This is a genomic window from Deltaproteobacteria bacterium, assembly GCA_016219225.1.
Lineage (GTDB): Bacteria > Desulfobacterota > RBG-13-43-22 > RBG-13-43-22 > RBG-13-43-22 > RBG-13-43-22.
On the sequence record JACRBX010000232.1, the window covers coordinates 1 to 12,151 of the forward strand.

11 protein-coding genes are annotated in these 12,151 nt (G+C 49.9%); 2 read left to right on the forward strand and 9 right to left on the reverse strand.

The window, feature by feature from the left end; translation table 11 throughout:
* The 9 genes from HY879_19485 to HY879_19525 all read right to left on the reverse strand — a co-directional run.
* A partial coding sequence (locus HY879_19485) for a methylmalonyl-CoA epimerase (protein ID MBI5605519.1) occupies positions 1 to 90 on the reverse strand: 90 nt, incomplete at its 3' end.
* A 165-nt stretch (positions 91 to 255) separates the two neighbouring features.
* Positions 256 to 1,401 carry a thiolase family protein gene (locus tag HY879_19490; GenBank protein ID MBI5605520.1) on the reverse strand — a complete coding sequence of 382 codons (1,146 nt, stop codon included), beginning with the start codon at positions 1,399 to 1,401 and terminating at the stop codon, positions 256 to 258.
* Between the two features lie 150 nt (positions 1,402 to 1,551).
* Entirely contained in the window at positions 1,552 to 1,941 is a 390-nt protein-coding gene (locus tag HY879_19495) for a Zn-ribbon domain-containing OB-fold protein (GenBank protein ID MBI5605521.1), read from the reverse strand.
* 10 nt (positions 1,942 to 1,951) lie between these two features.
* Complete coding sequence (locus HY879_19500) at positions 1,952 to 3,559, reverse strand: AMP-binding protein (GenBank protein ID MBI5605522.1); 1,608 nt, start codon at positions 3,557 to 3,559, stop codon at positions 1,952 to 1,954.
* 367 nt (positions 3,560 to 3,926) lie between these two features.
* The gene (locus HY879_19505) at positions 3,927 to 4,583 is read right to left on the reverse strand and encodes a TetR/AcrR family transcriptional regulator (protein ID MBI5605523.1); all 657 of its coding nucleotides are present in this window, start codon (positions 4,581 to 4,583) and stop codon (positions 3,927 to 3,929) included.
* A 97-nt stretch (positions 4,584 to 4,680) separates the two neighbouring features.
* Complete coding sequence (locus HY879_19510) at positions 4,681 to 6,039, reverse strand: phenylacetate--CoA ligase family protein (protein MBI5605524.1); 1,359 nt, start codon at positions 6,037 to 6,039, stop codon at positions 4,681 to 4,683.
* Between the two features lie 196 nt (positions 6,040 to 6,235).
* Positions 6,236 to 7,027 (reverse strand): 3-oxoacyl-ACP reductase FabG, encoded by a 792-nt coding sequence (locus HY879_19515; GenBank protein MBI5605525.1) that lies wholly within the window; start codon positions 7,025 to 7,027, stop codon positions 6,236 to 6,238.
* 313 nt (positions 7,028 to 7,340) lie between these two features.
* Entirely contained in the window at positions 7,341 to 8,033 is a 693-nt protein-coding gene (locus HY879_19520; protein MBI5605526.1) for a TetR/AcrR family transcriptional regulator, read from the reverse strand.
* A gap of 117 nt (positions 8,034 to 8,150) precedes the next feature.
* Positions 8,151 to 8,981, reverse strand: a complete 831-nt coding sequence (locus HY879_19525) for a nitroreductase family protein (protein ID MBI5605527.1) — start codon at positions 8,979 to 8,981, stop codon at positions 8,151 to 8,153.
* A gap of 353 nt (positions 8,982 to 9,334) precedes the next feature.
* On the opposite strand from HY879_19525, the gene HY879_19530 reads away from it, so the two are divergent.
* Both HY879_19530 and HY879_19535 read left to right on the forward strand, forming a co-directional pair.
* A complete protein-coding gene (locus tag HY879_19530) occupies positions 9,335 to 10,756 on the forward strand; it encodes an ABC transporter substrate-binding protein (protein ID MBI5605528.1) in 1,422 nt (473 codons plus the stop codon).
* A 77-nt stretch (positions 10,757 to 10,833) separates the two neighbouring features.
* Complete coding sequence (locus tag HY879_19535; GenBank protein ID MBI5605529.1) at positions 10,834 to 11,850, forward strand: TRAP transporter substrate-binding protein; 1,017 nt, start codon at positions 10,834 to 10,836, stop codon at positions 11,848 to 11,850.
* Positions 11,851 to 12,151: the final 301 nt, after the last annotated feature.

The following is a 12,151-nucleotide window of genomic DNA, read 5'->3' on the forward strand; positions in this document are numbered from 1 at the left end:
GAGTTTGGCGCCATAAGTTTTTTCGAAGAAGTCAATGGCCTTCTCCAGTTCCTTAACGGCGATCCCGACATGATTAAATTTTTTAATCATCCCACACCCCTTAGAAATAGTTGCAGGTTACGAGTTACGAGTTACGGGTTACGGGTTCAAAACCAACCTTACTTCGACATTCATTATTCGATATTCGATATTTTCATACTTAATGGTTTGCCCCACCCATTCCTTCCCCCGCCGAGGAGAAGAGCGCAGGAGAACCTATCGAGCCAATATATGAATACCGGCCACCGCCCCGTGTTCCAGGTTGGTCACCAGGCCTCCCAACATCTGGGCCAGGCCGACCTTGGCCTTCGGCGTCTGCCGCTCCCCGGCCTGTCCCCGGAGATGAAGGACCACCTCGCAGACCGTGCGGACCCCGGAGGCGCTCAAAGGATGCCCGAGGGCCAGAAGACCGCCGCTCGGATTCACCGGAATCCGGCCGCCTATGGCCGTCGCACCGGAACGGAGCAGATCTATCCCTTCTCCCGGTTTGCAGAGCATAAGGTCTTCATAACGCAGGATCTCTTCGTTGGCGAAGGCGTCATGCATTTCAACGAGGTCGATGTCTTTTGGATCAACCCCGGCCATCTCATAAGCCATCTTGGCCACTTTGACGCCCACCGGGGAGGCGCAAATGTCATCCTGGGTGTATTTATAATCGGCGGAACATAGGGCCGAGGCCAGAACCCGTATGGGTTGCGTCGTGTATCTTCTGGCCACTTCCATAGAACAAAGGATGGCCGCCGCCGCCCCATCCGTATTCGGACAGCACATAAGCAGGGTAATCGGGTCACAGATCATACGGGAACCGAGGATCTCTTCCACCGTAAACTCTTTCTTATACTGGGCCTGGGGGTTGAGGCACCCGTTATGATGATTTTTAACCGAAACCTGGGCGAAATCTTCGGCCGTAGCCCCGGCTTCCATCTGCCTTCTGGCTACCATGGCGAACATGCCGGGCATGGTCAACCCAAGATGGCCATCGAGATCTGTTTTTTCCGGCGGGATGAGCCTTCCGGCTATGGGACTGGTGGTCATGGACTCCACGCCTATGGCGATACCCACATCATAGCGCCCGTCGGCGATCTCCTTCCAGACCCCCCTGAATGAGGTCGCCCCGCCGGCGCAGGCGTTTTCCACGTTGATGATCTCTATATTTCTGACTCCCACTTCTTTCAGTATGCCCTGGCCGGTACAGTTGGCATCATAGGCCCTGGCACAGTAGGCCACCTGAATGGCCTTAGGGGAAATACCGCAATCCTCCACAGCCGCCCGGACGGCTTCAGCGCCCAGATCGGCCGCTGCTCTCCCGGGAAACTTTCCGAATGCACTCTGCCCTATGCCTATCACTGCTACTTCCCTCATCAAATCCTCCTCTTTATATCGCTGAATTCCGCTTTCGGAATGCGTATTTTAAGCTAACCTCTTGCGCTCTTTTGGTGTGTCACGAACTATGAAAATGGATTACTCCGAACCTTGAACCTTGAACCGTGAACCTTGAACCGTGTTTTCGTGTTATACGGGTTTGAACTTATACCCCATGACCTGCTTATCGTCATCCTTCCACAGCTTGTCGATAAAAACCTCCATCTCCATACCGATTTTATAAGATTCATCCTCGGCCCACATCAGGGGAGCGAAGATCCGCACCCCCTCAGGCAGATCGATGAGCCCCACCGCATAAGGCGGCTTAAAGTGGGTGGAGGCCATACGTCCGATGGTATAGGCATAAAGCCGGCCACGGCGGCTTAAGATCACCTCTTCCATATTTTTTCCCAAACAATCGAAACAAAAGGGCGCTTTTGGAAAATAGATCCTTCCGCAGGCCCCACAGCGGTTGGCCAGTAGCCTCCCGCCATCAATAGTATCAAACAGGTTTTCCCTCACCGGGATTCCATCCATCATCGTATCCTCCTTAGACTCTCTTCACTTTATACCCGGCCTTCTCCCTGTCCCAGGTATGTGCCGTAATGCCGGCCTCTCGGAGCTTATTCTTTTGTATCTTTTCATTAGGGGTTTTGGGAAGACTCTCCGCAAACTCCACATACCGGGGAACGGCAAAATAGGGCATCCGTTCTTCGCAATAGGCCAACAATTCTACCGGAATTAACTCCGCACCCTTTTCCAACACCACGGTGATCTTGACTTCATCTTCAGAGAGTTCCGACTTGACGGAGACCGCAGCCGATTCCACCACCAGGGGATGAGCGTTAATCACCCTTTCAATCTCGAAGGAGGAGATATTCTCTCCTCTCCTGCGAATATAATCCTTCATCCGGTCCATGAAAAAAAGATAGCCTTCTTCATCCAGATACCCGCCGTCCCCGGTATGATAAAAATGGTTCTTCATAAGCTCCACGGTTTTTTCAGGGTTTTTCCAGTAACCCCGGGAGGTGATCCAGGGCATTCGCCCCCTGGCGACGATCTCCCCCACCTGGCCGGCCGGAACCGGGAAATCATTTTCATCGACAATCCGGACCTCGAAACTCCCGGTCTCCTTACCGCAGGACCCCTTCCTGGGTTGGTCATAAGGATCGTAGGTGATGATAGCTACCTCCGTCAAACCATAGCCCTCGGTGACTTTCAGATTGTACCTCTTTTGAAAATCCTCGAAAATGGGTGCCGGCATGGGAAAGGCGGCGCAGACCCTTACCGGATTTTCTCCATCGTCTTCCTTCCGGGGCTGGTTATAGATGAAATGGGCCATGGCCCCCAGGGAATTAAAGACCGTGGCCCCGGCTTTTCTGATCTGGTCCCAGAATTTCGTGGCGCTGAATTTTTCGTATATAACGACCTTAGCGCCTAATAACAGGGTGGGGTAAATGCACAAAATCCTGGCGTTAGCATGGAAAAGGGGGAGACAGGTAAAAAAGACATCCCCGGCCGTGGCCCTGATGGCCTCGATATATTCCAGGGCGGAATGGGCTATCTTGGTATGAGGGTCCATGACGCCCTTGGCGGCCCCGGTCGTTCCCGAGGTATAAATGATGGTTTGAATATCCGAGGGTTTAATCTCGATTGGGGGCGTTTCCGAAGAGCCGGAGATAAAGTCATCATAATCCACCCAATCGAACCGAAGATCGGGCATTTTATCGCTTCCGGTGGTTTTCGACCAGACCACCAATTTTTCCAGCTTGGGCAGGTCCTGCTCAACCAGCTTGAGACGGTCTATGAGCCCTCGCTCGATAATGAGAACCCTGGCCTCGGAATCGCTGATCTGGTGGGAGAGGAAGGTGCCTTTATTGGCCAGATTGATGGGAACATCGATGGCCCCGGCCTTGGATACGCCGAACCAGAGATAGAGACATTCCAAAGAGTTGGGCAGAAAAAGGGCAACCTTGTCGCCTTTCTCTACACCAAGCCGGATCAGTCCGTTAGCAATACGGTTGGCGGTCTCATTCACCTCCCGATAGGTGATCGATTGGGCCTCTTCGTATTGCAGAAAGATCTGATCACCGCAGGTAGCGGCTTTTTCCTCCAGGATCTGTCCCAAAGTCCGTAAATACGCTGGATAAACTTCCATCTCTATAAACCTTTCCACATACCGTTCTGCGGCCGAAAGCAGAAACGACTATAATGAACTCGTGTTAAATCGTCATGCCACGATAGTGGCGTGACACCGCGAATCATGAAAATAGCGCAATTGATGGTTGAACTCGAACTCTATTTTCGAACTAAAGTCATTTTTCCTGACCTCTTACGAGGTTATTGGTCATCGGTTATCAGAAGCAGGTCCCCTGAGCCGTTTGTGGAGATAAAGGGTTCTGCCCCCGGAAAGCTAAAGACCCTTTGGCCTTTGATCTCAAATTATAAACCAGCCAGCCGGTATATTTTGATCTCATCTTTTTAAACCTGCACTTCAAAATCGCTCTATTGTTGTCATATATAGATCAGGAAACTTTTCGATTGAACGGAGGGGTAAAAATATTTAGATCGCCGATGAAAATTTTATATATGGTCCGGGCCAGATCCTCGGGGGATGATTTCCCATTGGGATCAAACCAGCGATAAGGCCAGGTGACCATGCCTAACAGCGAATAGGTCAGTAAGGTAATTTGCGTTGGGTTTTTTCCTTTTTTCCCCAGGAGATCCGCAACCAAAGCTCGCAGGATGTCGACAAATTCCCGTTCTTTTTCCTTGATGACCCCCAGATAATTTTGGGGAAGATGGATCCGTTCGTTCATGGCCAGGCGGGATTCGATTTGCCGGTCTTTATAGCCCATAATAAAGATTCTAATATAGATGAATATCCTGTCGCGGGGGGATTGATGGGATTGAAGTTCTTTTTTCATATGGCTGAGCGCATATTCATAATAGCGATAAAGGATCAGAAAAAGCAGCTCTTCCTTGGTGGAAAAATAATGAAATATAGCCCCTTTGGTCAGGCCTACCACTGAGGCGATATCGGCTAAAGTGGCGGACAAAAATCCTTTTTCATAGAAAACCCGGGCGGCCGATTGACAGATCTCGGCAATTTTTTTCTGGCCTTTCTCGGTAAAGGCTTCAAATTTTTCTAATTCAGGCACTCGATCCTTCACGGTCTTCATACCCTCTTATAACTTACCAGCCAGCCGGTATGTTTTGGCTTATCTATAACATTCCCCTTTAGAGGCTGTCAAGAAAAAAAATGACCAAAAAAAAAATTCATTTTTTTTCATAAAGCTTTTCAAAAATCTTGCCTTTATAGTGGCTGCGTTCCAGGCTGCCCGGTTCGGCCCAAAGAATCTGGGGGTTGATCTTGAGGCGCTTGCGCATCGTATCCAGGATCTCTTTCTCCAACACCTCCAACTCGGCACCGGTTATTCCTCCGGCATGCTCCACCCGGAGTTTAAGCGGCGGGACGACCCGTGGCAAGGGTTCATTCAGGACAATCCGCATCTCCCCCGTTACCCGCGGCACGAATACGTTGATCACGGCCTTGAGGTGACTCGGATAGACCATGACCCCCTTGACCTTCAACATATCATCGACGCGGCCGATGATCTTGTACCGGAACCCGGTGCGGCCGCAGGGGCAGGGCTCGGTGAAAATCTGCATGATATCGCCCGGGCTCTCCCTGACCCAGACCCAGCCGTCGTTCTCGAGAGTGGTATAAACGGCCTCACCCCGGGCCCCATCCTCCAGGGGAACAGGTGCTTTGGTATCAGGGTCGACCAGTTCGAAATAACAGAGATCATCCACCAGCCAGTGCATCCCCTGGTATTCCTCATGATCGCAGGAAAACCCTAACCCCCCGCCCATGTCATAAAGTTTAGCCTTATAAGCTTTTTCGATCCTGGACCTTATCTCGGGAATCCCGGCCCCGGGCTCTCCCCCGCACAGAAGTATCTTCAGGCCCAGATCCCCTACCTCTTTGTGGATCAGCTTGGGGGTCTGCTCGATCAAATACTCGGCCAACGACGGCGTACCCACATAAACCGTTCCGTGGAAAAGATTCTGGGTCAGCAAGATCCGCTCGCTTTTGGCCTCCGCCCCCACGGGCAGCATCAGGGAGCCTATCTTCTGAAATCCAATAGCGGCCGTGACTCCGGCAACGACCATCGAGAGAGCGAAACAGTGAAGAATGCGGTCGTGGGGACGAACGCCCGCCCGCCAGGCACCCCGGGCCTCAAATTCTCCCCAGAATGCCTGAAGATCCCGGTTGGTCATCGGGTAAGGTGTTGGCACCCCGGTCGTCCCGGTGGTGGTGGCCATCCAGTCTAGTTCATCCACCGAAACAGCTATCCGCTGATCGATGGCCTTCAGTATATCGCCATTACATTCATCAACTAATTGCCGCCAGGTGGCCTTGGTGAAGAGTTCCATTTTATCTTTGAATTCATCAAATCCGCTCAGCCTTTCAGGCTCCAGCTTGTTTTTCTCCATCATCCTGGCGTAATAGGGCGCCCGGGCCTTGAGCCTGGATAACTGTTTCTTTAGCTTTTCCAATTGGATTGGCGCCATCTGCGGCGTGTTAAGAAGGGGTTCTATCGCCATATTCCAATAGGGTCGTTCCGGTTCCATACTTTTCTCCTTACCAACTTGGATAGGTTCGGGGGTCTGGGATCAGGGGTCTGGGTTCAGGGATCGGGAATTACGGATCTCCCATGAAGCCTGAAAGATTTTTTCTTCGACCCCAGTCCCCTGTTCCCGTTTTTCATTCTTGAAACATTTTCTTCAACTGACCACAGACCCCCGATCCCTGGCCCCTATTTTCGTACTAAATCATCAAATACCCGCCGCAGAGCGACAGGGACTGGGCGGTCATACCATCCGATTCATCAGAGGCCAGGTAAATGGCCAATGCGGCGACTTCTTCCGGTTTTATAAATCTGCCTATAGGGACACGGGACATGCCGTCTTTGCGTACCTCTTCTTTGGACATTCCTGAAACCTGGGAAATATAGTCCATCAAAGGGCCGGTCATGCCTGTTTCTTCTACCAGGGCCGGACAGATGGCGTTAACATTAATATTAAAAGGCGCCATTTCCAGGGCCAGGCATCGGGTCAACCCCACCACACCGTGCTTGGAGGCATTGTAGGCACTTTGATTTTTAGATCCCCATTTACCGGCAGTAGAGGCAATATTGATGATTTTTCCTTTTTTTTGATTGATCATGACCGAAAGCACCGCCTGGGTGACATGGAAAACGCCATATAAGTTGGTCTTGATGACCTGATCAAATTCTTCCAGGAAGTACTCCATAAAACGCCGGGGGATATAAGCACCGGCATTGTTAACGAGAATATCAATCCGGCCAAAGGCCTTCAAGGCCAGCCGAACCATTTCTTGTACGGACTTCTGATCGGAAACATCGGCTGCAGAGGTGGCCACCTTAACGCCCATTTCCCGGATTTCTTCTGAAACCTGTTGAAGTGGGCCTTCCCCCCGGGCGGAGAGAAAAATATTAGCGCCTTCTCCGGCAAAACCTTTGGCAATGGCTTTACCGATTCCCCGGCTGCCGCCGGTAATCAGAGCCGTACGATCTTTTAGTTTATGCTGGGTCATCATCGTTATCCCCCTTTCAAATTCAGACGCTGATTTTCGCCGATGCCCGCAGGTTCAAGAAATAAGCTCAAAGCGAAAATCTGCGACTTGCATCTTGCAACTTGAAACTTTATTTTCGAACTAATCCTGGAAATCTGCGTCCAAAATGAAAATTCCTATACTATTAAATTAACCCCTCATGCCCTGCGGGGCACCCGCGAAACATGCAAAGGACTTTCTCCGAACTCCGAACTCCGAACTCTAACCCTTTGCCCTATTCTTTCATAAGTAACCAGCCAGCCGGTATGTTTTTTTGAGAAATTTTTCTTACTTCAGGTTATTTCTTTAATTTCTTGACCTTATGGGAAAAACCCCGATCCCCCCCTGGTTCAAGAAATTTCAGTCGTCCCATAAATATCTTAAAAATAACCTGGGCTAACTCCTCGGGAGACGATTTCCCGTCCAGATTGAACCACCGGTAAGGCCAGGTACACATGCCCAGTAATGAATAGGTGAGGAAGGTAATCAATCCGGGCTTTCTTTCCTTTTTTTCCAACAGATCCTCAATGAGCGATCGCAAAATCTTTACGAATTCCCTTTGCTTCTCCTTGATAATATTCAGATATTTTTCAGGAAGATTCACCACTTCATTGAGTGCCAGACGGGATTCAAACTGCCTTTTTTTATAGGTCATGATAAAAAGATAAATATACTCATATATCCGTTCTTGAGGGTCACTGAATGCATTAAGCCTTACCATTAATTCACCCAGAGTACTCTCCGTATATCGGTATAAGACTAAAAAAAGGAGTTCTTCTTTGGTGGAAAAATAATGAAATATAGCCCCTTTGGTCAGGCCGGCGGCCTGGGCTACATCAGCCAGCGTAGCGGAGAGATAGCCTTTTTCATAAAAAACCATAGCGGCCGCCCGGCAGATTTCATTAATTTTTTTCTGCCCTTTTTCGGTAAACCTTTCATATTTATCTAATTCAGGCCTTGGATCTCTCACCATTTCAGTCCAAACCGACAATCCAGCAACCTGCCGGTATTCTTTTGATTTTTTATATTAATTTTTAGAAAATAGATTTTGCCGACCCCCGCCCCCTGAAACCTGATCCCTGAATGCTATTTTCGTCTTAAGATTCTGTCAAGGGAAAAAGGTGATCTTGGGCGGTTTTCGTCCGGGAAGCTGATAATATTTTGCCTTTGGGTATCCCAGCATCATGGGATAAAAATGGGGATGCTCCACCGGCATACCCAGGAATTCTTTCAGGGAGGGTGCGGAAAGGAGGGCATGTTGAAGCAATCCGGCCCAGCACGTGCCCAGACCCATCGTCGGGGCCATCAGATCCAGATAAGAAAGGGCCAGGCTCAAATCGACCAGGCCGTCCGGCGCTTCCTTGGGAGCAGAGGCCACCACCAGGGCCGGGGCACCCCGGAGTATGGAATCAATCCCCGCCTCCCAGGCCTTGACAACCAATGGCAAATAGGGCTGTCGGATCAGGACTTGGGGATTCGCTTCAATAGCCTGACGAATGGAGTCCACCGTCCGGCCGGCCAATGAATGCATCCTGGTCTTATCCGTCAGAACGAACCATTCTATCCGTTGGCCGTTTCCGCCAGTGGGGGCGTAGCGGGCTGTCTCGATGAGTCTTGTAATTTTCTCCTTTTCTACGGGCTTGTCTTGATAGACTCGGATAGAACGGCGGGACCGCAGGAATTGTACGGCCTGTTCTTCATTAATGCTGAGTTCCGGCTTAATGCCCGGGCAATCTTCTGCCGGAATGTCCGAATGGGTCAGTGCGCCGTGGGGACATACGGCCACGCAATGTCCACATAGGTTACAGCCCCTGACGCCGCCTGGAATGATCGCGGGATAGCCGGTGTCCTCCTGGAGCTTGATCAGGCCCCCAGGGCATTCCCCGGCACAGAGGCCGTCTTTTTTGCACTTACTCTTATCAATGATTAAAAACGCCACTGTCCATTATCCCCTTCCATCTTTATATTATTTTCTTCGTCCATCGCCGTTATGAAGTTTTTCATACTTGCAACCTGAAACTTTATTTCCGGACTAAACCCTCATGACCCATTGGGTCACCACGAATCATGAAAATGGTTTACTCCGAACTCCGAATTCTAAACTCCGAACCCTATTTTCGAACTAAACTATGGCCCAAATAGACCAGCCAGCCGGTATTTAAAAAACTTTTTTATCCTGGTCCCCCCAAAATGTCAAGGAAGAAAAAAGGACGAAGGTCCGAATTGAAAAAACTTGACAACGGACAATACAAATTCCAAATACAATGTTAAAAAATATAAAGGAGGATTACGATGAAAAAGGTTGGTAAAGGATTTTTGCTGGTTGGTTGTCTGTTTTTCCTTTTATCCCTGGTGGCCTTCGGGTCATCCAAGGCCCTGGCGGCGAATGCCAAATTCGAGGTCGGCAAAATGGGGGACATGTCCGACTTCGACCCCAACAACCCGGCGGTAACCGGTGGGGACACCATCAAGATCGCCATGGTGGCCTCTTTTTCCGGGCCGGCGGCCTTCGTGGGACAGATGTTTTATCTTTCCGCCATCTGGGTGGCCCATGACATCAACAAGCGGGGAGGCCTGATGGTGGACGGCAAAAAAAAGCTGGTTCAGGTCATCAAAGCCGATCACATGTCCAAACCGGATCAGACCAAGAAGATCTGTGAGCGGATGGTCCTCCAGGAAAAGGTCCATGTCCTGTTGGGCACCAACGGCAGCCATCTAATGAAAATCATTAACGAGACGGCCAATAGATATAAGGTCATCGCCCAGAATTTCACAGCGGTGACCGATGACCTCATGGATGCCCAGAACTTCAGCCGTTATGCCTTCATGTCCACTTACTCGACCGAGCAGATCGGTCGGGCCTTTGCCTATTATTATGGACAGGTCCGGAAAAAAGAGAAAAAATTTTATATCCTCTGCCAGGATTACATGTTCGGCCATTCCATGGCCGCCGGGTTCAAACATGGGTTGAAGGAATATTATCCCGGAGCCGAGATTGTCGGCGAGGATTACCACAAGCTGTTTCTGACCGATTTTGCCCCTTACCTGACCAAAATCAAGGCCTCCGGGGCCGAGGTGATCTATACCGGGGACTGGATCCCGGATGCAGCCAACTTAGTCAAACAGGCCCGGCAAATGGGGATCAAACAGCCATTCGCCCACTTATTCCTCGACGAGGCCAACTTCCTTGCCGATGTCGGCGTGGAGGGTTCAAAAGGATTAACGGTCCTGAACGCCTTCGAAACGGAAGGCCCCTGGTTGAAAACACCGGATCAGATCAAATTCTATAAGATCTGGAACGAGTTGTGGAAGAATAAGTGGAAGGCTCCTTATAACACGCCCATTTTCGAATATCCGATCGGAGCCGTGGGTTATTGGGCCTCCCAGTATTATTGGCTCTTAAGCGTCATCGAGCGGGCCGGGAGTACGGATCCGGAAAAGATCATCAAGGTCTGGGAAAACGATAGTTTTCAGGATATAACCGGGAAAGTCTATAAGATGCGGGCCTGTGACCACAAGGCCATCTCCGATTTGCTGATCATCGAATTCGTACCGCCCGAACAGCAGAAGGTCTCTTTCAATATCGCCCCCTATTACTGGTATAAAAATTTCTCTTATTACGGCCCATCCACCAGGATCCCGGCAGAAAAAGCCCTGCCCTTTATGGATAAGGAGTTGGATCGCTGTAAAGGAAAGAGTCCGGCAGGACAGTAAGTTATATAAAAGAGAAGGGGCCGGGCAAAGCCCCTTCCCGCACCATAATTCAATTTGAAAATGATAAGGAGGGTATTATGAGTGGAAAGCTAAGATTCTGTTTGGTGGTCGTGGTTGGGTTTGTGGGGGCATTCCTGTCAACTACTTCGGGAGCTCAGGAAAAGGTAACCAAATTGCGATTTGCCAGTTGGTTTCCTGCGAACAGCGCCTATGTGGCCCTACATGAAGAGTGGTGCAGAGACGTCGAGAAAAGAACAGGTGGAAGAGTTAAAATCACGGTTTATCCCGGACAGACTCTGACTCCGGTAGCGCAGGCTTATGATAGTATGGTGCGGGGCAGCTTTGACATAGGCACGGGCGTCCTGGCCTATAGTCCAGGCAGGTTTCCGCTCACCGAGATTTTAGATCTACCCCTGGGATACCGGGACGCGATCCAGGCTACCGGCCTCGCAAACGCACTGGTCAAGAAGTTCAACCCGAAAGAATTCGAGGATGCGAAGTTTCTGCTTTTGCACGCGACCGGGCCAACCTCTATTCATACCAAAAAAAAGCTTTCAAGCCTTAATGAACTAAAGGGACTGCGGATAAAATCCAGCGGAATAAGTTCTAAAATCGTGGAGATCTTAGGCGGGATTCCGGTTACCATACCAATCGCCGAGACGTACGATGGGATCAAAAGGGGACTCGTTGATGGCGTCTTAGAACAACAGGACTGCCTCAAGATTTTCGGGATCGGCGAGGTAGTCCAGTATGATCTTCGGGACCCAGGCATGGCCAATGCAACCACATGCTGGATGGCCATGAACAAACAGAAATGGAATTCCCTTTCCAAGGACATTCAGGAGATAATCGAGAAAGTCAACGATGAGTATATCCCAAAATTCGGAAAGGTTCATTTTGAAATGGACAAGGAGGGGGAAGCCTTTGCGGCTAAGCGCGGAATGGTTGTCGTGAAAGTTTCAAAGGAGGAGGAGGAACGGACAAGGGCAAAGGTGAAGCCTCTTTTCGAAAAATATGTTGAGGGAACGAAGGCGAAAGGTCTGCCGGGTAATCAAGTGTGGAAATTCTGCATTGACTATTTAGCGACACACTAAGTACCTGGCCAAGATATTTGAAATCGGATGCGTTCTTTTAAAATGATGCCGGATGCTGGACAAGAATCTCAAATCCAGTATCCGGTATCGACCAGAGGAGGACGTTCGCACTTTCTAAAAAATAAGAGGTAAATTTTCAGATACAGCCTTAGAATATAAGTAACTGGATAGTATAGGAAATTCCTTTTTTGACAATGGTCAGGCTATAGACGGTTAAGGGGGGGGAGAATAATATTTTATTTATGGAATCATATGGTTATAATACGGACCCGGGATGGGAATATTTTATCAATGGGGAGAC